This is a genomic window from Mesorhizobium sp. BR1-1-16 (assembly GCF_020165495.1).
In the GTDB taxonomy this organism is placed as follows: Bacteria; Pseudomonadota; Alphaproteobacteria; order Rhizobiales; family Kaistiaceae; genus Kaistia.
The window spans coordinates 40,780-62,735 of sequence record NZ_JAIUIE010000007.1; the positions used below are offsets into that span (position 1 = coordinate 40,780).

Sequence of the window (21,956 nt, forward strand, 5' to 3'; positions counted from 1 at the left end):
GCACAACTCATCAAGCGCCGTCAGCAGCCGTGCTATCCCGATTAACAAGGGGAAGGGAGGCCCCGGCGGAATGCACGGCCAGCATGACGGTCCGACGAGGGAGGAACTCCCCGGGGCGATTTCGGCACAGGCGGAGGAATTCTCGCGTCGTCTGACGGCTGCCGGGCAGACCCGTGTCGCTGCGGCGGCGCAGGCAACAGTCGATGGTCTGCACGCCCTCATCGCCGAACTCCGTCCCTCGGGGGAGGAGTTCCGCCTGGCTATCGATTTCCTGACCGAAGTCGGCCATTACGCCGATGCCCGGCGGCAGGAATGGGTGTTGTTCGCCGATGTGCTCGGCGTGTCCTCGCTGATCGAGGACTTGAACAATCCGCGCCCTGCCGGGGCGACGCCCAACACGCTGGCGGGCCCGTTTTACCGCTCCGACGTTCCGGACATGGCACCGGGCGCCAACATATCGCGCGACCATAAGGGCGATCCCCTGGCCGTCGAGGGCAGGGTTCTCGCGCTCGATGGCTCACCGGTCGCCGGCGCGCTGGTCGAGGTCTGGCAGGCCAACGCCGAAGGCCTCTACGAGAACCAGGAGCCGGATCGGCAGCCGGAATTCAATCTGCGCGGCCGTTTCCGGACCGACCCTCAGGGCAGGTTTCATTTCCTGACGGTCAAGCCCAAAGGCTATGCGCTGCCCTCGGACGGGCCGGTGGGCCAGTTGATGTCGGCGCTTGGCCTAGGCCTTGAACGTCCCGCCCACATTCATTTCCGCGTCTCGGGGGACGGTTTCGAGACGCTCACGACCCACATTTTCGACCGGTCGGACCCGGCGATCAACCGCGACGCGATTTTCGGGGTGAAGCCCGAACTCATGGCCGAGTTTCGTGCCCTGCCGCCAGCGGGCGGCAAGCGGAAATACGCGCTCGACCTCAATCTGGTGCTCTGCCCGGCGCGGCAGGGCGAAAACGAAACCTCTGGGAGGAGATGACCGATGGCCCGTGTAAGCGGCTACCACCATCTGACGATGTCGACGGACGGCGCACAGGACGATTTCGACTTCTACACGAAGGCGCTCGGCCTGCATTCCGTGAAGCGCACGGTGCTCTTCGATGGCGTGATCCCCGTCTATCACCTCTATTATGGCTCGCCGAACGGCGATGCCTCGACGATCATCACGACCTTTCCGTTCCGCAAGCCTGGCGTCTATGGCCGTCGCGGCACCAATCAGTCGCGGACAATCCTGCAGTCCATCCCTAAAGGCGCTGCGGATTTCTGGGTCGACCGGCTAAACGCACGCGGCATAGAGACGAAGAAAATCACCCGGTTCGGCGCCGACCGCGCCGCCTTTGCGCATCCCTCGGGCATCCTGCACGAGCTGGTCGAAAGCGACAGCGATCCGCGCGAGCCGATCACCAACACGGTTCAGGGCATCGGCAAGGCGCATGGCATCAAGGGCATCTACGGCGCCTCCATCGCCGTGACCGACCGGACGGCGATGGACGACTTTCTGACCATCGCGCTACCGCTCACCAAGGAGGCCGATACGCATGAGGGCCTCGTCTACCGCGTGCCTGACGAGACGGGCGCCAATCAGCGCGTCGAGGTAATCGTCGACCGCGAGAGCCCCCAGGGCACATGGACGCTGGCCGGCGGCACCATCCACCATCTCGCTCTCAACACCGGCAACGAAGAGAACCAGCTGAAGCTCCGCGCTCATATCGAAGGCCTCGGCTTTACCGATATTTCCGAGCAGAAGGACCGCAACTACTTCAAGTCCTGCTATGTCCGCTCGCCCGGCGGCGCGCTGTTCGAACTCGCCTGGACGACGCCGGAAGGCTGGGCCAAGGACGAACCGCCGGGTGCGATCGGCAAGACGCTGGTGTTCCCGCCGTGGTTCAAGGATCGCGAGGACGAACTGCGGGCCGGCCTGGAGCAGGCAGAGTTCGCATGAGCGCAGGCGGCGGTCCTTTGAGGCTCGGGTCCAGAGCTCCTGAAGCGAAGGCGATCTGCGTCTTCGTGCATGGCCGCGGCCAGACGCCGGAGGACATGCAGTCCCATGTGCTGGCGCGGCTTTCCGCGCCATCCGTGGCGTTTGTCCTGCCGCGTGCCCCGACGGGCGCGTGGTGGGAGGCGCGTGCGGTCGATCCGCTGACGCCGGTCGCAAGGGCCCAGCTCTCGTCGGCGCTCGATCATCTTGCCGCTGCGGTCGCCGCGGCGCGAGGTGAATTGCCGGGACTGCCGCTGCTACTCGCGGGTTTCTCGCAAGGCGCATGCCTCGCCATTGAGTATCTCTGCGCGGGATTGCCGCCGCCGGAGGCGCTGGCTGCCTTCACGGGCTGCCGCGTCGGCGTTCCCAGCGATGCTCGGGTCGAGGCTGTGCCGGCCGGCGTACCTGTCTATCTCTCGGGCGCCGATGCCGATCCCTGGATCCCTGTTTCCGCCTTTGCGGAGGCAGTGGGGACGCTCGGTCGGCGGGGCGCAAGCCTGCGGGCCGATCTCTTTCCTGGGCGCCCCCACGAGGTTTCGGATCCCGAGATCGCCATGCTGGGCGGGATGCTCGCGGACCTCGGCGCCGGACGCGGCCCACGCATGGAGGCGGCGCGATGATGGATAATTTCGTCTTTCCGGGACTAACGACGCGGGTTGTTTTCGGCTCTGGCACCCTTGCACGAGCGGGCGAAGAGGTCAGCCGGCTCGGTCATGAAAAGGCACTGGTGCTCTCGACACCGCATCAAAAGGCAGATGCCGAGAAGCTGGCGGACAGTCTAGGCGGTCTCGCGGCCGGCGTCTTTGCCGATGCCACCATGCACACGCCGGTCGAGGTCACCGAAACGGCCGTCGAAGCGTTCCGCGTCAGCGGCGCCACGGCTGTCGTTAGCCTCGGCGGAGGATCGACAACCGGGCTCGGCAAGGCGATCGCGCTGCGCACCGGCGCGGACCAGGTCGTGATCCCGACAACCTATGCCGGCTCGGAGATGACCGACATCCTCGGCGAGACGGCCAATGGCGAGAAGACGACGCGCCGTTCGCCGGTTATTCGCCCGGAGACCGTGATCTACGACGTCGACCTGACGCTTTCGCTGCCGGTCGGGCTCACGGTCACGTCGGCGATGAACGCGATCGCTCATGCGATGGAGGCGTTCTACGCGCCGGATCGCAATCCGGTGATCTTGCTGATGATCAAGGATGCCATGTCGGCTTTTCGCGACGGCATCCCGAGGCTGATCGAGGATCCGCATGATCGGGCGGCCCGGACCAAGGCCCTCTATGCCGCCTGGTGCTGCTCGACGGCGCTCGGCTATGTCCAGATGGCGCTGCACCACAAGCTCGCGCATGTGTTTGGCGGCTCATTCGACAGGCCGCATGCCGAAACGCACGCGATCCTGCTGCCCTATACGGCGGCATTCAATGAGGTCGCGGTGCCGAAACTGCTTGCGCCGATTGCCGAGGCATTTGGTGGCGGATCGGCGGGCGGCGCGCTCTGGGATTTTGCGAATAGCGTGGGCTCGCCGCTGAGCCTCAAGGCCATCGGCATCAGCGAGGCGGATCTCGACCGGGCAACCGCGATCGCCGTCAAGAATGCCTACGCCAATCCAAGGCCTATCGACCCGGGATCAATCCGGGAACTTCTCCAGGCGGCGTGGGAGGGACGCCGCCCTGGCGGCTGAGAACAAACAAGAGGGAGGAGGGAAATCATGCTGACAAGACGTAATCTGCTGAAGGGCTCGGCGGCGACAGGTCTGGCGCTGGCGACGGGAGGGCTTGCCGCGCCCGCGATCGCGCAGGGGGCCAAGATCAAGCTCGGCTATGTGTCGCCGCAGACCGGCCCGCTCGCCGGCTTTGCCGAAAGCGACGCCTATAACATCAAGGCTTTCCTTGCGTCGGAGGCTGGCAAGAACTTCGAAGTCATCGTCAAAGACAGCCAGTCCAATCCGAACCGGGCCGCAGAAGTCGCCAAGAGCCTGATCGTCGACGACGAGATCAACCTGATGCTCGTCGGCTCGACGCCGGAGAACACCAATCCGGTAGCGACGACCTGCGAGGCGGAAGGCATTCCCGTCATCTCGACCATGGCGCCGTGGCAGCCCTGGTTCATCGGCCAGCAGGGCAATCCGGGCGACCCCGCCTCATGGAAGCCGTTCAAATTCGCCTACCACTATTTCTGGGGTCTCGAGGACATCATCGCTGTCTACACAGCGATGTGGAAGCAGCTCGAGACCAACGGCAAGGTCGGCGGGCTCTTCCCGAACGATGCCGACGGCAATGCCTGGGGCGACCCCAAGAACGGCCTGAAGCCAGGGCTCGAAGCCGCAGGATTCACGCTGACCGATCCTGGCCGCTACCAGAATCTCTCGGATGATTTCACCGCGCAGGTCAACGCGTTCAAGGCGGCCTATGCCGAGATCGTCACCGGTGTCGTGATCCCGCCGGACTTCACCACCTTCTGGAACCAGGCGCGCCAGCAGGGCTTCAAGCCCAAAGCCGTGACGGTCGCAAAGGCGATCCTGTTCCCGCAATCCGTCGAGACGCTCGGCGCTGCCGGCAACAATCTCTCCTCCGAAGTCTGGTGGTCCGCTTCGCATCCGTTCAAATCGACGCTGACGGGCCAGTCATCGGCTGAACTCGCCGCCGATTTCACGGCGAAGACCGGCCGTCCCTGGACGCAGCCGATCGGCTTTGTGCATTCGCTGTTCGAGGTCGCGGCCAATGTCATGGGTCGTGTTTCGGACCCGGAGGATGCCGAGGCGATCGCTGAGGCCATCGCGGCCACCGACATGACGACCGTCGTCGGCAAGGTCGTGTGGAATGGCGCCGGTGTTCCGCCCTTCGCGGCGAAGAATGTCTGCAAGACGCCGCTCGTCGGCGGCCAGTGGCGGCAGAAGTCCGATGGCAGCTTCGATCTCGTGATCGTCGAGAACGGCACGGCGCCGGAGATCCCTGCGGCCGGCAAGATGGAAGCGCTTTCCTGACCCGATCATGCGGACCGGTGAGGCCCGGTCCGCATTCCCCGCCTTTCGAGGAACACCACGACAATGATCCTGAGGCTTGAAAACGTCTCGAAGTCCTACGGCGCGCTGAAGGTTGCGGATTCCGTGACCTTCGACGTGCCGCGTGGCGAGGCGCTCGGCATCATTGGGCCGAACGGCGCCGGTAAATCGACGCTGTTCAACCTCATCACCGGCAATGTGCTGGCCAATGCGGGGCGGATCGAATTCCTCGGCCGCGACGTCACGCGTGCGCCGGCCATGGAGCGGGTGCGCATGGGCGTCGGCCGCTCGTTCCAGATCCCGCAGCCCTTCGAAGGACTGACCGTATTCGAGAACCTCCTGACCGCCGCGGCCTTTGGCCGGGGCCGTCGCGAGGCCGATATGGTTGACGATTGCGCGCGCATCCTGGAGGAGACCGAGCTTCTCCGAAAGGCGAATGTCGTGGCCGGCGCGCTCAGCCTTCTCGACCGCAAGCGGCTCGAACTTGCCCGCGCGCTGGCAACCGGGCCCGAACTGCTGCTGCTCGACGAGATCGCTGGTGGGCTCACGGATGGCGAGTGCAAGGCGCTGGTCGCGACAATCAAGGCCATCCATGCGCAGGGCACGACGATCATCTGGATCGAGCATGTGCTGCACGCCCTGACCTCGGTCGTGGAGCGGCTGCTGGTGCTCGATTTTGGGCGCGTGATCGCGATCGGTTCGCCCGACGACATCATGGCCTCGAAAGAGGTTCGCGAGATCTATCTGGGGCTCGAGGTTTGATGCTGCTCGAAACCCATAATCTCACCGCAAGCTACGGACAGTTCCGCGCGCTGTTCGGCGTCGACATCGCCGTCGACACTGGCGAATGCGTCGCGATCATCGGCGCAAACGGCGCCGGCAAGTCGACGCTGATGCGTTCGATCACGGGCATCATCCGCAACGAACCCGCCATGGTGCTGCACTGGGGTGAGCCGATCGGGGCGCGGCCCTCGGCCGAGATCATGAAGCGTGGCATCGCCATGGTGCCGGAGGGTCGCCGGCTGTTTCCCTCGCTCTCCGTCGAGGAGAATCTTCTGATCGGCGGTCAGGCGCGGAAAGGCGACGGGCCGTGGAACCTCGAAGCCGTCTATGATCTCTTCCCGATCCTCCGCGAGCGGCGGAAGAATGCCGGCACGGCGCTTTCCGGCGGCCAGCAACAGATGGTGGCGATCGGCCGGGCGCTGATGTCGAACCCGGAATTGCTGCTCTGCGACGAGATCAGCCTCGGCCTCGCGCCCGTGGTTATCCGTGACATCTACGCTGCCTTGCCGAAGGTGCGCGCCGGAGGCACGGCGATCGTCGTGGTCGAGCAGGACATCGGCAAGGCGCTCGCCGTCGCGGACCGCGTCTATTGCATGATGGAAGGCCGCGTGACGCTTGTGGCCAAGCCGGCCGATGTGACGCGCCAGGACATTCATGCCGCCTATTTCGGAGAGGCGGCATGATCTGGGTCGACACGCTGGTGCAAGGCATTTTGCTCGGCGGGCTCTACGCGCTGTTCGCGGCGGGCCTCAGCCTCGTCTTCGGCATCATGCGCCTCGTCAATCTCGCGCATGGGGATCTCATCGTCTTTGCTGCCTATCTCGTGCTGATGGGTGTGACGCTGCTCGGACTCTCGCCCTGGGTGGCGGCGCTCATCGCGATGCCGCTGATGTTCGCGCTTGGCTGGTTGCTACAGATCGGCGTGCTCAATCGGGTGCTGGGCAAGGATATCCTGCCGCCGCTGCTCGTCACCTTCGGGCTCTCCGTGGCGCTTCAGAACGGCCTGCTCGAAGCCTTCTCGGCCGATAGCCGGCGCATCCCGGCCGGCGCGCTCGAAGGCGCGTCGCTCGATCTCGGGATTGTCACGGTCGGCGTGATGCCCCTTTTGACCTTCATCTCGGCGATCATCGTTATCGTGGCGCTCAACGCGCTCTTCTATCATACGGCGCTTGGCCGGGCCTTCCGCGCGACGTCTGATGACGCGGTGACGGCCGGCCTCATGGGCATCGAGCCGAAGCGCGTCTTCGCCATGGCAACAGGCATTGCCATGGTCGTGGTGACCATCGCCGCGCTCTATCTCGGCATGCGCGCCAATTTCGACCCCTCGATCGGGCCGGCGCGGCTGATCTACGCTTTTGAGGCGGTGATCATCGGCGGCCTCGGCAGCCTCTGGGGAACGCTCGCCGGGGGCGTGATCATCGGCGTCGCGCAAACCTTTGGCGCCGCCGTCAATCCTGAATGGCAGATCCTGGCCGGTCATATCGCCTTCCTCGCCGTCATGCTGCTGAAGCCGCGCGGCCTCTTTCCGCGCGCTGTGGATTGAGGCGCGGCATGTACAAGCTCACCACCCGCACCCGCGCCGGAACAGCCACCGCGATCCTCATCGTCATTCTCGTCCTGGCGGGATTGGCCTTGCCGGCCGTTGCCACCCGCGGGATCATCCAGGATCTCTTCTTCATCCTGACGATGCTGACCCTCGCTCAGCTCTGGAACCTGCTCGCCGGCTATGGCGGCCTCGTTTCGGTCGGCCAGCAGGCCTTCGTCGGCATCGGCGCCTATGCGATGTTCGCGGGCGTCATCCTCGCTGGCTGGAATCCGGTCTGGGCCATCCTGCTTGGCGGGCTCGCCGGGCTGGTGCTGGCAGTGCCGACGGCCTTCTTCGCCTTTCGCCTGCAAGGGGCCTATTTCGCCATCGGCACCTGGGTAATCGCCGAGGTGACGCGGCTGCTGGTCGCCCAGTGGAAGACGCTCGGCGGCGGCACCGGCACCTCGCTGCCACGCGAAGCGACGAGCAACATCCTTGGCACCGATGCGATCCGGGCGCTGTTCGGCGTCCGCGAAGCTGCCGCGCGCGACATCCTCGCCTATTGGCTGGCGCTTCTGCTCGTCGTCCTAGTCACCGGTGGCATCTATTGGCTCCTGAAGAGCCGACTTGGCCTCGCGCTGTCGGCCGTGCGCGACAACTCCGAGGCGGCGCGGTCGGTCGGCGTCGATACTGGGCGGCTCAAATGGGCGGTGTTCCTGATCGCCGCTGCCGCGACCGGGCTCACCGGCGCGCTGATCTTCATGCAGACCGCGCGCATCTCGCCGGATGCGGCCTTCGCCGTCACCGACTGGACCGCCTACGTGATCTTCATCGTCGTCATCGGCGGCATCGGCACGATCGAGGGGCCGATCCTTGGCGTCATCGTCTTCTTCATCCTGCGCTCCGCGCTGGCCGATTACGGCAGCTGGTATCTGATGACGCTCGGCCTCATCGCCATCGTCGTCATGCTTTTCGCCCCGAAGGGGCTCTGGGGGCTGATCTCGGCAAGATCCGGCCTGCACCTGTTTCCGGTCCGCCGCAGGCTGACCGGTCCGAAGATCGAGGGAGGATTCTGATGGCGGATATCGAGACTGACGTGCTGATCGTGGGGACGGGCCCGGCAGGCTCGGCCACGGCCGCGCTGCTCGCGAGCGCTGGCGTCGCCAACATGGTCGTCAACCGCTACCGCTGGCTGGCGAACACACCGCGCGCCCACATCACCAACCAGCGCGCCATGGAAGTGCTGCGCGATCTCGGCCACGACGTCGAGGCCGAGGCTGTCATGCACGCTTCGCCGCAGGAACTGATGGGCGAGAACGTCTTCTGCGAGAGCCTCGCCGGGGAGGAAATCGGCCGGATGAAGAGCTGGGGCACGCACCCCAATTCGAAGGCCGAGCATCTCCTGTCCTCGCCGACCTTCATGAACGACCTGCCGCAGACCTTCATGGAGCCGATCCTGTTCAAGACGGCCTGCTCGCGCGGCACGCAGGCCCGCATGAGCACCGAATATCTGAGCCACGTCCAGGACACCGACGGCGTCACGACGACGCTGCGCGACCGCCTTTCGGGTGGCACGTTCACGGTACGCTCGAAGTTCCTTGTCGGCGCTGATGGCGGCAACTCGCTGGTCGCCGAGCATCTTGGCCTGCCCTTCGAAGGCAAGATGGGCGTCGGCGGCTCGATGAACATCCTGTTCCGCGCCGATCTCTCCAAATATGTCGCCCACCGTCCGAGCGTTCTCTACTGGGTCATGCAGCCAGGCGCCGATGTCGGCGGCATTGGCATGGGCCTCGTGCGCATGGTGCGGCCATGGAACGAATGGCTCATCGTCTGGGGCTACGACATCAACCAGCCGCCGCCCGAGGTGACGCCGGAACTGGCGACCGAAGTCGCGCGCCAGTTGGTCGGTGATCCCGAACTCGAGATCGAGCTTCTCGGCGCCAATACCTGGACCGTGAACAACTGCTTCGCGACGGAGATGCAGAAGGGCCGCGTCTTCATCATGGGCGACGCCGCGCATCGGCATCCGCCCTCGAACGGCCTCGGCTCCAACACCTCGATCCAGGATGCCTTCAACCTCGCCTGGAAGCTGGCCAAGGTCGTCAAGGACCAGGCAGGGATCGGACTGCTCGACAGTTACACCACAGAGCGTGCGCCGATTGCCCGCCAGATCGTGACGCGCGCCAACCAGTCGATCGCGGAGTTCGGGCCGATCTTCGAGGCGCTCGGCATGGATGGCGGCGTCGATCACGAGAAGATCCAGCGCAACATGGAAGCGCGCTGCGACGCGACGCCGGCGGCCGAGGCTCAGCGCGAGGCGCTGCGCAAGGCGATCGCGTTTAAGAAATACGAGTTCGACGCGCATGGCGTCGAGATGAACCAGCGCTATCGCTCCGGTGCGGTCGCGACCGATGGCCAGGAAGAGCCGCCTTTCGCGGCCGATCGCGAGTTGCATTATGCGCCGACCACCTGGCCTGGCGCCCGGCTTCCGCATGTCTGGGTTTTCGATCGTGCTGGCAAGAAACTCTCGACGCTGGATCTCTGCGGCCATGGCGAGTTCACGCTGCTGACCGGCATTGGCGGCGAGGCGTGGGTGTCGGCCGCCGAGACGGTTGGCGCCGAACTCGGCCTGCCGATCCGCACCCATGTGATCGGCCCGCGCCGCGCGATCGAGGATCACACCGGCGACTGGGCGCGCGCCCGGGAGATCCGCGATGCCGGCTGCCTGCTGGTTCGCCCGGACCACCACGTCGCCTGGCGCTCCGAGGCTCTGGCCGCTGACCCGGCAGCGGAGCTGCGCCGGGTGCTTGCTTCCATTCTCGCGCGCTGAGGAACGGCCATGAGCAACGAGCATGAATATGGCTACTTCACCGAGGAAAACTCGGCCGAGGTCGTTGTTGCGCGCAACAAGAACGCGAAAGACGAGCGGCTGAAGCAGGTGATGGAGGTCATCACCCGCAAGCTGCATGAGGCGGTGAAGGAGATCGAGCCAACCCAGGAGGAGTGGTTTCGCGCGATCATGTTCCTCACCGAGACCGGCCAGATCTGCAACGAATGGCGGCAAGAATATATCCTGCTCTCGGACGTTCTCGGCGTTTCCATGCTGGTCGACGCGATCAACAACCGAAAGCCGTCAGGCGCCTCGGAATCGACGGTGCTGGGCCCGTTTCATGTCGACGACGCGCCCGAGCTGCCGATGGGCGCTGACATCTGCCTCGACCAGAAGGGCGAGCCGATGTTCGTCCACGGCCATATCCTCGACACGAAGGGCAACCCTATCGCGGGCGCCAAGATCGATGTCTGGCAGGCCAATGACGAGGGCTTCTACGACGTGCAGCAGAAGGGCATCCAGCCCGACTTCAACCTGCGCGGCGTGTTCCGGACCGGGGACGACGGGCGCTACTGGTTCCGCGGCGTCAAGCCGAAATACTACCCGATTCCTGATGATGGTCCGGTCGGCAAGCTGCTCGGCGCGCTGGGGCGTCATCCAAACCGCCCGGCGCATCTCCACTACATCATCTCGGCCGAGGGCTTCGACTCTCTCACCACGCACATTTTCGACCCCGACGATCCCTACATCAATTCGGACGCCGTCTTCGGCGTGAAGAAAAGCCTCCTGGCCGAGTTCGCCAAGGTCGATGACCCCGCTGCCGCCGCCACGGTCGGCGTGACGGCTCCCTATTACGACGTGGAATTCGACTTCGTGCTGTCGCGGGCGAAGGCCGGCTAGCCGCGCCTCGAACAGCTTGAGACCAATGGGAGGAAATGAATGGCCGCACTCGAGAAGATGTTTGATGTCCGGGGCAAGTCGGTGATCGTCACCGGCGGCGCCAGCGGTATCGGGCGGGCCTATGCCGAGGTGATGGCCGAAAACAGCGCGTCGGTCTGCATTTTCGACATCGATCCGGACGGCCTCGCGCGTGTCGTCGCCGAGATGACGGCGAAGGGCTGGGACGTCTCCGGCCAGGTGGTGGATGTCAGCGACCGCGCCGCGATGGCGGCAGCCTTCGACGCCGTCGCGGCGCGGCAAGGTCGCATCGACACGGTCTTCGCCAATGCCGGCATCGATCCCGGCCCAGGCTTCAACACTGTGACGGGCGAGCGCTATCCGGATGGCGCGATCGAGAACATTCCCGACGAACAGTGGGATCGCGGCATCGAGGTCAACCTGACCTCCGTCTATACGACGGTGAAGAACGCCGTCCGCCACATGAAGCCGAATGGCGGCGGCGAGATCATCGTCACCTCGTCCATCGCCTCAATGATCAATGAGAGCATCGTCGGCACGTCCTACATGCCGGCCAAGGCCGCGGTGAACCACTTCGTGCGCCATATGGCGATGGAGCTCGGCGCCTATGGCATCCGCGTCAACGCGGTCCTGCCGGGGCCCTTCATTACCAATATCGCGGGGGGAAGGCTGCGCAACAAGGCGGATCGCGCCGCCTTCGAGAGCCAGTCGCTGATCGGCCGCATCGGCGATGTCGAGGACATCAAGGGTCTGGCGCTGCTGCTCGCCTCGCCGGCCGGCTCGCTGTTCACCGGCTCGCTGATCGTCATCGACGGGGGCGCTCTGACCCGCATGACCTGACAGACGCGTCCGGCGCGCCAGGGAGGGCGCGCCGCTACCACAAGAAACAATCCATCCAGAAGGAGGAGTCTCGGATGACCTATTACAATCGCATCGTCAAATCGGGCCTGAACATCAATCGTCGAAGCCTGATGAAGGGCCTCGCGGCCAGCGCCGCGGCCAGTTCCCTCGCGCTGCCCGGCTATGCCCGCGCGGAGACGGCCGGCAAGATCAAGGTCGGCTATATCAGCCCGACCACGGGCCCGCTGGCGCTGTTCGGCGAGACCGACGGCTACACGCTGCAGAAGATCCGCGCGGCGCTTGGCGGCCAGCTGCAGTCGTCGAATGGCAAGACCTACGAAATCGAGATCCTCGATCGCGACAGCCAGTCGAACCCGAACAAGTCGTCGGAAATCGCCGGCAATCTCATCCTCAATGACGAGATCCACCTGCTCTTGCCGGCCTCGACCACCGACACGATCCTGCCGGCGGCCGAACAGGCCGAACTCTACGAGACGCCGTGCCTCTCGTCCGGCGCGCCGTGGCAGGCAGTTGTATTCCCGCGCGGCGGCGGCAAGCAGACCTTCGAGTGGACCTACCACTTCTTCTGGGGCCTCGACGAAGCGCTGAACACGTTTGTCGGTCTCTGGAACGGCCTGGAGACCAACAAGAAGGTCGGCATGCTGTTCCCGCAGAACATCGACGGCGAAACATGGGGCAATGACGAATACGGCCTGCCTGTCCCGACCAAGAAGGCGGGCTACGAGGTGTTCGTCCCGGGCTATTTCCAGCCGCGCACCAATGATTTCTCGGCCCAGATTGCCGAATTCAAGAAGAACAACTGCGAGATCATTGGCGGTATCACCTATCCCGACGATCTGAAGACCTTCGTTACCCAGTGCAACCAGCAGGGCTTCAAGCCCAAGGCGATCACTGTGGCGGCCGCTCTGCTGTTCCCCAGCGGTGTCGAAGCCATGGGTCCGCTCGGCAATGGCATGTCGTCGGAAGTCTGGTGGACGCCGGCCTTCCCGTTCAAGTCTTCGCTGACCGGCCAGGTCAGCAAGGACATCGCCGACCAGTGGGAAGCCGACACCAAGAAGCAGTGGACGCAGCCGCTTGGCTATTCACATGCGCTGCTCGAGGTCGCGATCGACATCCTGAAGCGCTCCTCGGATCCGCTGAGCCGCGAGGCCAATCGCGATGCGCTGGCCGCGACCGATCTGCAGTCGCTTGTCGGGCACATCAAGTTCGACGGCGCCGTTCACAAGAACATCTGCAAGACGCCGATCTTCGGCGGCCAGTGGGTGAAGGGCGAGAAGTGGCCGTATGACCTGAAGATCGTCGACAACTCCGTCAATCAGCTCTTCGCGCCGCAGCAGAAGATCGTGCCGATCGCCTGGTGATGTGAGTGCGGGACGCGGGGGAAGTGATGGACAGGGAAATCCTGCTGAAAGCGCGCGGTGTGTCGAAGTCCTTCGGCGCCATCCGCGTCCTGCATGAAGTGAGCTTCGATGTCGCGCGGGGCGAGGTGCTTGGCATCCTCGGCCCGAACGGCGCCGGCAAGACGACGCTGTTCAACATGATCAGCGGCGACATGAAGGTGTCGGGCGGCGAAATCCAGCTCGGCGGCACGATGCTTCGCGGCGAGCCGCCGTTTCGGCGCTGCCAGATGGGGATCGGGCGGACCTACCAGATCCCGAGACCCTATTCCGGCATGACCACCTTTGAAAACCTGCTGGTCGCCGCCGCGTTTGGCGGCGGCCGGTCCGAGAAGAGGAGTTACGCCTTCTGTGCTGAGGTGCTGCGCGATTGTGAGTTGATCGACAAGGCCAACGCCTCGGCGGGCGCGCTGACGCTGCTCGACCGGAAGCGCCTCGAACTCGCGCGCGCACTCGCCTCCGATCCAAAGCTGCTGCTCCTCGACGAGATCGCGGGTGGGCTGACCGATGATGAATCGAAGGCGCTGGTGGCGCTGGTCCGCCGCATTCGCGACCGCGGCGTCACCATCGTCTGGATCGAGCATGTGCTGCATGCGCTGCTCGCTGTGGCCGACCGGCTGATGGTGCTGAATTTCGGCGAGAAGATCGCGGAGGGGCTCCCGGCCGAAGTGATCGCGCTGCCCGAGGTTCGGCGCGTCTATATGGGGATCGAAGGATGACCGCCGTTCTCTCCACCCATGGGCTGATCGCGCGCTATGGGGATTTCCAGGCGCTTTACGGTGTCGATACCGAGCTGAATGCCGGCGAAGCCGTGGCCCTGATTGGCGCGAACGGGGCAGGGAAGTCGACCTTCCTGCGTTCGATCATGGGCTTGCTGCCCGTCAGCCGCGACATGGTCCGTCTCGATGGCGAGCCGGTGGGCGGAACGCCGACCGACCGCATGGTGCAGAAGGGCATTGCTATCGTCCCGGAGGGGCGCCGCCTCTTCACCGGCATGTCGGTCGAGGACAATCTTCGCGTTGCCATCGACCAGGCGACACGGGTCGGGGCCAAGGGCGGCTGGACGCTCGGACGGCTGCATCAGCTCTTCCCGATCCTCAAGGAGAAGGCGCGCACGCCGGTGCAGAGCCTATCCGGCGGCCAACAGCAGATGGTCTCGATCGGCCGCGCGCTGCTCTGCCAGCCGAGGGTGCTGCTCTGCGACGAGATCAGTCTCGGCCTCGCGCCGAAAGTGATCCGCGAAATCTATGCCGCGCTCCCCGAGATCCGCGCAGCCGGCACCGCGATGATCGTCGTCGAGCAGGATGTCGGTCTCGCGCAATCCGCGACCGACCGCCTCTACTGCATGCTCGAGGGGCGCGTGACCCTCACAGGACGATCCGCCGAAGTCACGCGCGAACAGATCGGCGAAGCGTATTTTGGAGCGGGCCATGCAGTGGTTTGACGCATTGGTGCAGGGCATCCTGCTGGGCGGCATGTATGCCCAATATGCGCTCGGCATGGCGCTGATGTTCGGCGTCATGCGGATCGTCAATATCAGCCATGGCGATCTGGTGATCCTGCTGTCGCTGGTCGGCATATCGATGGCGTCCGCCTGGGGATGGGGACCGCTGCCCGTTCTCATCGCCCTGGTCCCGCTCGCCGTCCTGATGGGATGGGTTTTGCAGAAGACGGTGCTGAACAAGGTGGTCGGCAGCGACCCGCTGCCTTCGCTGATCGCGACATTCGGCCTCTCTGTGGCGCTGCAGAACCTGATGCTCCAGATCTGGTCGGCGAACAGTCGTTCGCTCCCGGGCGGCGGCATCGAGAGCCAGTCGATCGAGATCGGCGGCATCTATATCGGCCTCCTGCCGGTGATCGTGCTCATCGTAGCGACAGCGCTCACCTGGGGCCTCGACATCATGCTGAAGCGAACCCGTTTCGGCCGTGCGCTGCGCGCCGCTTCCGCCGATGTCGAGGCGGCAGCGATGACCGGCATCAATCCGCGAGCCATCTACGCGCTCGCAACCGCCGTCGCGGTCGGCATCCTCGGCTTCGCCGCCGTGTTCCAGGCGCTGCGGTCGACCGTCGCGCCAGCGGATGGCCCGGCGCAGCTGATCTACGCGTTCGAGGCGGTGATCATCGGCGGCATGGGCTCCGTGTGGGGTGCCTTCATTGGCTCGATGGTGCTCGGCATCTCGCAAGGCATCGGCTTTCGCATCGATCCCGGCTTTGGCGTCCTCGCCGGCCATATCGTCTTCCTGATCGTGCTGGCGACCCGCCCGCAGGGCCTGTTCGGAAGGGCATGACCATGACCGCAATCCCCTATGCCGACACCGAGGCGCCGGACGTGCTGGTCGAGCGGCAATCGCGCTCGGGCCGCGTCGCCATGACGCTTGCGGTACTTGGACTGATCGGCCTCGCCGTCATGCCGTGGTGGGCATCGACCGGCACGATCCGCTCGGTGCTTGAGCTCTGCTGCTACATCGCGGTCGCGCAGATGTGGAACCTGCTTGCCGGCTATGCGGGCCTCGTCTCGGTCGGCCAGCAGGCCTTCATGGGCGCGGCCGGCTATGCGCTGTTCGTTCTGGCGCAGACCTACGGCATCAACCCGTTCGTGGCGATTTTCCTGTCGCTCCTGGTGCCGGCAGTGCTCGCCGTCCCGATCTACTTCCTGCTGCACCGCCTCGACGGTCCTTACTTTTCGATCGGAACCTGGGTGGTCGCGGAGGTCTTCCGCCTGACCGCGTCCAACATGCCGATCGTCAATTCGGGTGCTGGTATGTCGCTACGCGTGATGAAGGATTTCTCGTCCTTCGAGCGCAACGTCGCCATGTCGCTGCTCTGCGCCTTCATGCTGCTTGTGACGCTCGGCGGCAGCTATTGGCTGCTGCGCTCGCGCTTCGGCTTGGCGCTGATCGCGATGCGCGACAATCCGATCGCGGCGGCCAGCCAGGGCGTCAATGTCGCCAAGCTGCGCTTCCTCATCTATGTCGCCGCCGCCGTCGGCTGCGGTCTCGCCGGCTCGATCTACTTCATGGCGCAACTGCGCATCACCCCAGGCTCGGCCTTCGATCCGATGTGGGCGAATGTCGCGATCTTCATCGTCATGATCGGCGGCATCGGCTCGATCGAGGGCGTGCTGATCGGCTCGCTGATCTATTTCATCGCCGATCGCTGGTTCGGAGAATATGGCGCGACCTACTTCGTCGTGCTCGGTCTGATGACGCTGCTGGTGGCGCTCTATGCGCGAACCGGCATCTGGGGCCTCGTCTCGAAGCGATGGGACGCCCCGTGGTTCCCGATCCGCCGCAAGCTCGTCCATCGGAAACTCTGAGGGAGAAGGGCACCATGAAAGCGGCCATTTTCGAGGCAGTCGGCGCTCCGCTCAGGATCGGTACCGTCGCTGATCCAACGCCGGCACCGGACGAGGTTGTCATCCGCGTCGCCGCCTGCGGCATCTGCGGCAGCGATCTGCACATCACCGAAGACCCGATGCCGTTCGGCGTCGGAGCCGGCTTCGTGCTCGGTCACGAATTCGCGGGCACCATCGTCGCGCTCGGCGCCGAGGTGACCGACTTTGCGATCGGCGACCGCGTTGCGGTGGTTCCGATGCGCGGTTGCGGCCATTGCGAGGCCTGCCGACGCGGCGATCCCGGACGCTGCGCCGAGATGTCCCTGATCGGCGGCGGCTATGCGGAATTCGTCGCCGTCGCAGCACGCCAATGTCACATCCTGCCCGACGACGTGGCGCTGGAGGATGGGGCGCTCGCCGAGCCGCTGTCGGTGGCGCTTCATTGCATCGTCCGCTCGGGCATGAAGCCCGGCGACCGCGTCGCCATTCTTGGCGCCGGGCCGATCGGGCTGCTCGTCGCCTTCTGGGCGCGGCGCATGGGGGCATCGCGCATCGTGGTCGCCGACATCCACGCACATCAGCGGGAGCGCGCTCTGGCGCTCGGCGCCACCGGCTTCGCGCTCTCGGGGAGCAATCTCACCGAAAACCTCGCGGAACTCTGCGAGGGCGCACCGGACATCGTCTTCGAATGCGTCGGCAAGCGCGGCCTGCTCGCGGCGGCGGTCGATGCCGTGCGCCTGCAGGGCACGGTCGTCGGCGTCGGGCTCTGCATCGGCGGCGACGAATGGGATCCGTTCGTGGCGCTCAGCAAGGAAGTGAGCCTGCTGTTCTCCGTCTTCTTCCATCAGCGCAACGAATTCGGCGTCGCGCTCGATGCGCTGCGCGGCGGCCCGTTCGCGCCGCAGGCGCTCATCACGGATCGCATCGACCTGTCGCCCGTCCCGCAGATTTTCGAGAGCCTTCGCCGCCGCACCACGCAATGCAAGGTGCTGATCCAGCCAGAACTCGCTTGAGGAGCAATGAAGATGACCGTGTCGTTCGAGACGCTGGAATATGATGTCGGCGGCGTGAAGACCGTGGTGAAGGCTGTCGGCAAGGGCAAGCCCGTGCTCTTCCTCCATGGTGCCTCGACGCTGGAAGGCTTTGACTTCGCCGAAGGTCTTGCCGACCGTTTCCGCATTCTGGCGGCGAGCCATCCAGGCTTCGGCCATTCCGGCGATGCGCCACACATTGCCGGGATGTCCGACATGGTGCTGCATTACCTCAACCTTCTCGACGCGATGGATCTCGGCGAAAAGCCGCATCTCCTCGGCTTCTCCATGGGCGGATGGATGGCGATCGAGCTGGCGGCTATAGCCCGCGAGCGCTTCGACAAGGTGGTGCTCGTCGCACCGGCCGGCCTCAATGATCCCGCCCATCCGGCCACCAACCTCGGAGCTGTCGCCCCGCAGGAACTGCCAGCCTATCTGGCGCATGACGTTTCGGCAGCGCTTCGCTATTTCCCCGATGGGACTGACGCAGCTTTCGCGGAAGCCTTCGGCGCCGACCGCGCGCGCGAAGGGGCGACGCTCGGCCGTCTGCTGACACCCTTCGGCATGGGCCATCCGAACCTTCGCCGCTTCCTTGCGCGCATCACCAATCCCGCCCTGGTCGTCTGGGGCACTGAGGACCGCCTGTTGCCGGCGAGCCAGGCGCCGCTCTTCGTCGAGGCCCTGCCCGACGCAAGGCTGCTGCTGGTCGAGGATGCCGGCCATTTCGTCATGCAGGAAAAGCCCGAAACGCTGAACAGGATCGGCGATTTCCTCGCCGGCTGAACGTGATTCAAGGAGGAGAACCATCATGAACAAGCCCATCAAGCACAGCTATTGGGGCAGCACGATCGACTATCGCGACATGCTGAAGAAGATCGAGGAAATCGGCCCGATCCTCGAAGCTAATGCCGATGCCGACGAGAAGAACGGCGAGCTGACGGCTGAGAGCTTCGAGGCGCTGAAGCCGTTGCGCATGTCGCATGTGCTGGCGACCGAAGCGCTTGGCGGCGCGCAGTTGCCCCCCACGCAGGTCCTCGAACTGCTGCAGGCGATCACCTGGCATTCGGGTTCGGCGGGTTGGGTTTCGATGGTGCATGCCTGCATCGGCGCCATGTCCGCCGCCTTCCTGCCGGACAGCGCCGTCGAACGGCTGTTCGGGCCGGGGACGGACAACCGTTTCTCGGGGCAGGGCGCGCCGCTCGGCATGCTGAAGAAGGTCGAGGGCGGCTACAGCCTGACCGGCAAATGGAGCTATGGCAGCGGGTTTAGCCATGCCACCTATTCACACAGCGCCGCCTTCGTCGATGACGGCACCGGCAAGCCGGCCAAGGACGAAAAGGGCAACGTCATCGTGATGTGCGCCCACGCGCCCATTCCCGAGCACAAGCAGCTCGGCAATTGGGACGTGCTCGGCCTTGGCGGCACCGGCAGCATTGACTATGCGGCCGAGAATGTCTTCATCCCCGACGATCTCGTGTTCCCGATCCTGACCGCGCCGCCGCAGCGGCTGAAGGAACTGTTCAGCCTCGGCGTCGTGGGCCTCGCCGCCATCGGCCATACCGGCTGGGCGCTCGGCACCGCGCGGCGCATGCTGGACGAGATTGCCAAATTCGCGCGCTCCAAATCCGGCCGCGCCGGCCTGATCGGCGAGAGCGAGAAGTTCTGGTATGATTATGGTCGCGCCGAAGCTCGCTACCGCGCCGCCCGCGCCTTCGTGTTCGAGACATGGAGCGACATCGAAGCGACCGTCGAGGCCGGGAACAGCGTTTCGACGCGGCAGATCAGCCTCGTCCATCTGGCAAAGTCAGAAATCCACGAGGCGGGCGTCGAGATCTGCAACTTCGCCTATCGTGCCGGCGGCGGCGCCTCGCTTCGCGCCGGGGTGATCCAGCGCACCTTCCGCGAGATGATGGTGGCGGCCAACCACTTCACCATCGCGCCGTCGATCGTCACCTCGGCCGGCCGCGATCTTGGCGGCCTGTGGGGCGGGCGCGTGTGGCAGTTCTACGACCTGATCGAAAAGAAGTAGTCTTGAAGGGGCCGGGCGCGACGGTCCGGCCCTTTTTCGCCGTAGAAGGTAGATCGATGAGCCATCCGAACCCGATGACAGCCGCCTTTCGCGAGGCCTTTCGCCGCCATCCGGCCGGCGTTGCCGTGATCACAGCCGATCCGGGCGACCGGCCGGTGGCGATGACCGTATCCTCGCTGATCTCGGTCAGCGCGGCGCCGCCGATCGTCGCCTTCTCGCTTTCGACGAAGTCCGCATCTTCAGAGCCTTTGTTAAGAGCGGAGACGATGGTGATCCATCTTTTGCGCTACACGGATATCGATCTCGCACAGCTCTGCGCGTCGAGCGGTGCCAACCGCTTCGGGCCAGACGTCGCCTGGCAGCGGCTGCCCTCCGGCGAGCCGCGCTATACCAGCGTCGCGACCTGGTTCCGGGCCCGCCGCCTCGGCCTCTTGCCCATCGAGGGCGCGACTCTCGTCGCGGCGGAGTTGCTGGAAGGGGAGGCGCATCCGATGGAAGATCCACCGGAGGCGCACTCGCTGGTTTATCTCGACCGGCGCTGGCACCGCCTGCATAAGGAACTCGATGACGCGGTCAATCTCGTCGATTCCTCGCGGTTCATGTAAGCCGCCCTTTTCTCAACGCGACGACGGACCACCGCATGACCTCTACCCGTCAGCCCGCCGATTTCGGCACGTTCGATGTCGTGATCGTGGGGGCTGGATCAGCCGGGTGCGTCCTCGCCAATCGTCTCTCCGCCGATCCGGGGCGAAGGGTGCTCCTGATCGAGGCCGGCAAGAGCGACAATCACCCGTGGGTGCATATTCCGGTCGGCTATCTGTTCGCCATCGGCAATCCACGCCTCGATTGGGGGTTCAAGACCGAGCCCGTGCCCGGCCTCAACGGCCGCAGCCTGCTCTATCCGCGCGGTAAGGTGCTCGGCGGCTGCTCATCGATCAACGGCATGATCTATATGCGTGGGCAGGCGCAGGACTATGATGGCTGGCGCGATGCCGGCAATCCCGGCTGGGGCTGGTCCGACGTGCTGCCCCTCTTTCGCCGGTCCGAGCATCATTTCGGCGCCGCCGACGAGGCGCATGGGACGACCGGCGAATTGCGCGTCGAGCCGCAGCGCCTCCGCTGGGCAATCCTCGACGAGGTCGCGAAGGCCGCCGAGGCCATGGGCATTCCGAGGGCGCGGGATTTCAACGCCGGCGACAATGAAGGGGTCGGCTATTTCCCGGTCAACCAGAAGCGCGGCATCCGCTGGAACGCCCGCAAGGCCTTCCTCGATCCCGCCCGTCGAAGGCCCAATCTGGCGATCCTGACGGAATGCCATGTCCAGCGTCTCTGTCTCGACGGCCGCCGGGTCACGGGCGTCGTGTTCTCGCGCGGCGACAGCCTGTTCGAGGCGAAGGCCCGGCAGGACGTCGTGCTGTCGGCTGGCGCGATCGGATCGCCGCAAATCCTGGAACTGTCAGGCATCGGCAGGCCCGACATTCTCAAGCGCATCGGCATCCCGCTCGTCCATGCGCTGCCCGGCGTCGGAGAAAACCTGCAGGACCACCTGCAGATCCGCACCATCTTTTCGGTCACCGGCGCGAAGACCTTGAACGACCGCGCCGCGACGCTGCATGGCAAAGCGGGCATCGCGCTTCAATACGCGCTGACTCAGAGCGGCCCGATGGCCATGGCGCCGAGCCAGCTCGGCATCTTCACGCGCAGCGGACCGGCGCATAACCGCGCCAATATCGAATATCACGTCCAGCCGCTGTCGCTGGACGCGTTCGGCCAGCCCCTGCATCGGACGCCGGCGCTCACGGTTTCGGTCTGTAACTTGCGCCCCGCCAGCCGCGGATCGAGCCATGCGGCGAGCGCCGATCCGCAGGCCGCGCCGTCAATCCAGCCGAACTACCTTTCCACCGAGGCGGACCGTATCGTCGCCGCCGACAGCATTCGTCATGCGCGCCGCCTGATGACTCAGTCGCCGCTCGCGCCCTATCGTCCGGTGGAGATCAGGCCAGGACCAGGACCCGAGGATGACGACGCTCTGGCGCGGCTGGCCGGCGAGATCGGAACCACGATTTTCCATCCGGTGGGCACAGCGAAGATGGGCAGCGACGCGGACGCCGTCGTCGATGGGGATCTGAAGGTGCGTGGCCTGGACGGCCTCCGCATCGCCGATTGCTCGATCATGCCGACCATCGTCTCAGGCAATACGCACGCGCCGGCCGTGATGATCGGCGAGAGAGCAGCTGAGCGCATCGCCGCGGCATCTCACTGAATCCGG

22 protein-coding genes are annotated in these 21,956 nt (G+C 65.2%); all 22 read left to right on the top strand.

Translation table 11 applies throughout. The features are described 5' to 3' along the window. Positions 1 to 70 precede the first annotated feature (70 nt). A complete protein-coding gene (locus LB518_RS15870; RefSeq protein ID WP_224578500.1) occupies positions 71 to 979 on the top strand; it encodes a dioxygenase family protein in 909 nt (302 codons plus the stop codon). A gap of 3 nt (positions 980 to 982) precedes the next feature. Beyond that, entirely contained in the window at positions 983 to 1,942 is a 960-nt protein-coding gene (locus tag LB518_RS15875) for a VOC family protein (protein WP_224578501.1), read from the top strand. Then, positions 1,939 to 2,598: an alpha/beta hydrolase gene (locus LB518_RS15880; RefSeq protein WP_224578502.1), complete on the top strand. Its 660-nt coding sequence runs from the start codon at positions 1,939 to 1,941 to the stop codon at positions 2,596 to 2,598. Before LB518_RS15875 ends, LB518_RS15880 begins: the two co-directional genes overlap by 4 nt. Next, positions 2,595 to 3,659: a maleylacetate reductase gene (locus tag LB518_RS15885; RefSeq protein WP_224578503.1), complete on the top strand. Its 1,065-nt coding sequence runs from the start codon at positions 2,595 to 2,597 to the stop codon at positions 3,657 to 3,659. The genes LB518_RS15880 and LB518_RS15885 overlap by 4 nt, the downstream gene beginning before the upstream one ends. Before the next feature lie 27 nt (positions 3,660 to 3,686). Further along, on the top strand, positions 3,687 to 4,961 hold the full coding sequence (locus LB518_RS15890) for an ABC transporter substrate-binding protein (protein ID WP_224578504.1): 1,275 nt from the start codon (positions 3,687 to 3,689) through the stop codon (positions 4,959 to 4,961). A 63-nt stretch (positions 4,962 to 5,024) separates the two neighbouring features. Then, on the top strand, positions 5,025 to 5,741 hold the full coding sequence (locus LB518_RS15895; RefSeq protein ID WP_224578505.1) for an ABC transporter ATP-binding protein: 717 nt from the start codon (positions 5,025 to 5,027) through the stop codon (positions 5,739 to 5,741). Next, the gene (locus LB518_RS15900; protein WP_224578506.1) at positions 5,738 to 6,445 is read left to right on the top strand and encodes an ABC transporter ATP-binding protein; all 708 of its coding nucleotides are present in this window, start codon (positions 5,738 to 5,740) and stop codon (positions 6,443 to 6,445) included. Before LB518_RS15895 ends, LB518_RS15900 begins: the two co-directional genes overlap by 4 nt. Further along, entirely contained in the window at positions 6,442 to 7,305 is an 864-nt protein-coding gene (locus tag LB518_RS15905; protein ID WP_224578507.1) for a branched-chain amino acid ABC transporter permease, read from the top strand. The genes LB518_RS15900 and LB518_RS15905 overlap by 4 nt, the downstream gene beginning before the upstream one ends. Before the next feature lie 8 nt (positions 7,306 to 7,313). Continuing rightward, positions 7,314 to 8,363: a branched-chain amino acid ABC transporter permease gene (locus tag LB518_RS15910; protein ID WP_224578508.1), complete on the top strand. Its 1,050-nt coding sequence runs from the start codon at positions 7,314 to 7,316 to the stop codon at positions 8,361 to 8,363. Further along, positions 8,363 to 10,117, top strand: a complete 1,755-nt coding sequence (locus tag LB518_RS15915; protein ID WP_224578509.1) for an FAD-dependent oxidoreductase — start codon at positions 8,363 to 8,365, stop codon at positions 10,115 to 10,117. The genes LB518_RS15910 and LB518_RS15915 overlap by 1 nt, the downstream gene beginning before the upstream one ends. A 9-nt stretch (positions 10,118 to 10,126) precedes the next feature. After that, positions 10,127 to 11,017 (top strand): intradiol ring-cleavage dioxygenase, encoded by an 891-nt coding sequence (locus tag LB518_RS15920; protein ID WP_224578510.1) that lies wholly within the window; start codon positions 10,127 to 10,129, stop codon positions 11,015 to 11,017. Positions 11,018 to 11,056: 39 nt separating this feature from the next. Further along, positions 11,057 to 11,875, top strand: a complete 819-nt coding sequence (locus LB518_RS15925; RefSeq protein WP_224578511.1) for an SDR family NAD(P)-dependent oxidoreductase — start codon at positions 11,057 to 11,059, stop codon at positions 11,873 to 11,875. Between the two features lie 74 nt (positions 11,876 to 11,949). Next, entirely contained in the window at positions 11,950 to 13,257 is a 1,308-nt protein-coding gene (locus tag LB518_RS15930; RefSeq protein ID WP_224578512.1) for an ABC transporter substrate-binding protein, read from the top strand. Between the two features lie 26 nt (positions 13,258 to 13,283). After that, positions 13,284 to 14,012, top strand: coding sequence for an ABC transporter ATP-binding protein (locus LB518_RS15935; RefSeq protein WP_224578513.1), 729 nt, complete (start codon positions 13,284 to 13,286; stop codon positions 14,010 to 14,012). Further along, positions 14,009 to 14,737 (top strand): ABC transporter ATP-binding protein, encoded by a 729-nt coding sequence (locus tag LB518_RS15940; RefSeq protein ID WP_224578514.1) that lies wholly within the window; start codon positions 14,009 to 14,011, stop codon positions 14,735 to 14,737. The genes LB518_RS15935 and LB518_RS15940 overlap by 4 nt, the downstream gene beginning before the upstream one ends. Further along, complete coding sequence (locus LB518_RS15945; RefSeq protein WP_224578515.1) at positions 14,724 to 15,581, top strand: branched-chain amino acid ABC transporter permease; 858 nt, start codon at positions 14,724 to 14,726, stop codon at positions 15,579 to 15,581. Before LB518_RS15940 ends, LB518_RS15945 begins: the two co-directional genes overlap by 14 nt. Next, positions 15,578 to 16,609 (top strand): branched-chain amino acid ABC transporter permease, encoded by a 1,032-nt coding sequence (locus tag LB518_RS15950; protein ID WP_224578516.1) that lies wholly within the window; start codon positions 15,578 to 15,580, stop codon positions 16,607 to 16,609. Before LB518_RS15945 ends, LB518_RS15950 begins: the two co-directional genes overlap by 4 nt. A gap of 14 nt (positions 16,610 to 16,623) precedes the next feature. After that, positions 16,624 to 17,640 (top strand): zinc-dependent alcohol dehydrogenase, encoded by a 1,017-nt coding sequence (locus LB518_RS15955; RefSeq protein ID WP_224578517.1) that lies wholly within the window; start codon positions 16,624 to 16,626, stop codon positions 17,638 to 17,640. A 12-nt stretch (positions 17,641 to 17,652) separates the two neighbouring features. Further along, positions 17,653 to 18,441, top strand: a complete 789-nt coding sequence (locus LB518_RS15960; protein ID WP_224578518.1) for an alpha/beta fold hydrolase — start codon at positions 17,653 to 17,655, stop codon at positions 18,439 to 18,441. A 25-nt stretch (positions 18,442 to 18,466) separates the two neighbouring features. Further along, a complete protein-coding gene (locus tag LB518_RS15965; protein WP_224578519.1) occupies positions 18,467 to 19,687 on the top strand; it encodes an acyl-CoA dehydrogenase family protein in 1,221 nt (406 codons plus the stop codon). Positions 19,688 to 19,743: 56 nt separating this feature from the next. Next, positions 19,744 to 20,292, top strand: a complete 549-nt coding sequence (locus tag LB518_RS15970; RefSeq protein ID WP_224578520.1) for a flavin reductase family protein — start codon at positions 19,744 to 19,746, stop codon at positions 20,290 to 20,292. A gap of 35 nt (positions 20,293 to 20,327) precedes the next feature. Beyond that, positions 20,328 to 21,950 (top strand): GMC family oxidoreductase, encoded by a 1,623-nt coding sequence (locus LB518_RS15975; protein WP_224578521.1) that lies wholly within the window; start codon positions 20,328 to 20,330, stop codon positions 21,948 to 21,950. The last annotated feature ends 6 nt before the right edge of the window (positions 21,951 to 21,956 follow it).

Excerpts from the sequence above, each read along its gene's own strand:
- LB518_RS15870 (WP_224578500.1), top strand. The coding sequence starts at position 71 with ATGCACGGCCAGCATGACGGTCCGACGAGGGAGGAACTCCCCGGGGCG.
- LB518_RS15875 (WP_224578501.1), top strand. The coding sequence starts at position 983 with ATGGCCCGTGTAAGCGGCTACCACCATCTGACGATGTCGACGGACGGC.
- LB518_RS15880 (WP_224578502.1), top strand. The coding sequence starts at position 1,939 with ATGAGCGCAGGCGGCGGTCCTTTGAGGCTCGGGTCCAGAGCTCCTGAA.
- LB518_RS15885 (WP_224578503.1), top strand. The coding sequence starts at position 2,595 with ATGATGGATAATTTCGTCTTTCCGGGACTAACGACGCGGGTTGTTTTC.
- LB518_RS15890 (WP_224578504.1), top strand. The coding sequence starts at position 3,687 with ATGCTGACAAGACGTAATCTGCTGAAGGGCTCGGCGGCGACAGGTCTG.
- LB518_RS15895 (WP_224578505.1), top strand. The coding sequence starts at position 5,025 with ATGATCCTGAGGCTTGAAAACGTCTCGAAGTCCTACGGCGCGCTGAAG.
- LB518_RS15905 (WP_224578507.1), top strand. The coding sequence starts at position 6,442 with ATGATCTGGGTCGACACGCTGGTGCAAGGCATTTTGCTCGGCGGGCTC.
- LB518_RS15910 (WP_224578508.1), top strand. The coding sequence starts at position 7,314 with ATGTACAAGCTCACCACCCGCACCCGCGCCGGAACAGCCACCGCGATC.
- LB518_RS15915 (WP_224578509.1), top strand. The coding sequence starts at position 8,363 with ATGGCGGATATCGAGACTGACGTGCTGATCGTGGGGACGGGCCCGGCA.
- LB518_RS15920 (WP_224578510.1), top strand. The coding sequence starts at position 10,127 with ATGAGCAACGAGCATGAATATGGCTACTTCACCGAGGAAAACTCGGCC.
- LB518_RS15925 (WP_224578511.1), top strand. The coding sequence starts at position 11,057 with ATGGCCGCACTCGAGAAGATGTTTGATGTCCGGGGCAAGTCGGTGATC.
- LB518_RS15930 (WP_224578512.1), top strand. The coding sequence starts at position 11,950 with ATGACCTATTACAATCGCATCGTCAAATCGGGCCTGAACATCAATCGT.
- LB518_RS15935 (WP_224578513.1), top strand. The coding sequence starts at position 13,284 with ATGGACAGGGAAATCCTGCTGAAAGCGCGCGGTGTGTCGAAGTCCTTC.
- LB518_RS15940 (WP_224578514.1), top strand. The coding sequence starts at position 14,009 with ATGACCGCCGTTCTCTCCACCCATGGGCTGATCGCGCGCTATGGGGAT.
- LB518_RS15945 (WP_224578515.1), top strand. The coding sequence starts at position 14,724 with ATGCAGTGGTTTGACGCATTGGTGCAGGGCATCCTGCTGGGCGGCATG.
- LB518_RS15950 (WP_224578516.1), top strand. The coding sequence starts at position 15,578 with ATGACCATGACCGCAATCCCCTATGCCGACACCGAGGCGCCGGACGTG.
- LB518_RS15955 (WP_224578517.1), top strand. The coding sequence starts at position 16,624 with ATGAAAGCGGCCATTTTCGAGGCAGTCGGCGCTCCGCTCAGGATCGGT.
- LB518_RS15960 (WP_224578518.1), top strand. The coding sequence starts at position 17,653 with ATGACCGTGTCGTTCGAGACGCTGGAATATGATGTCGGCGGCGTGAAG.
- LB518_RS15965 (WP_224578519.1), top strand. The coding sequence starts at position 18,467 with ATGAACAAGCCCATCAAGCACAGCTATTGGGGCAGCACGATCGACTAT.
- LB518_RS15970 (WP_224578520.1), top strand. The coding sequence starts at position 19,744 with ATGAGCCATCCGAACCCGATGACAGCCGCCTTTCGCGAGGCCTTTCGC.
- LB518_RS15975 (WP_224578521.1), top strand. The coding sequence starts at position 20,328 with ATGACCTCTACCCGTCAGCCCGCCGATTTCGGCACGTTCGATGTCGTG.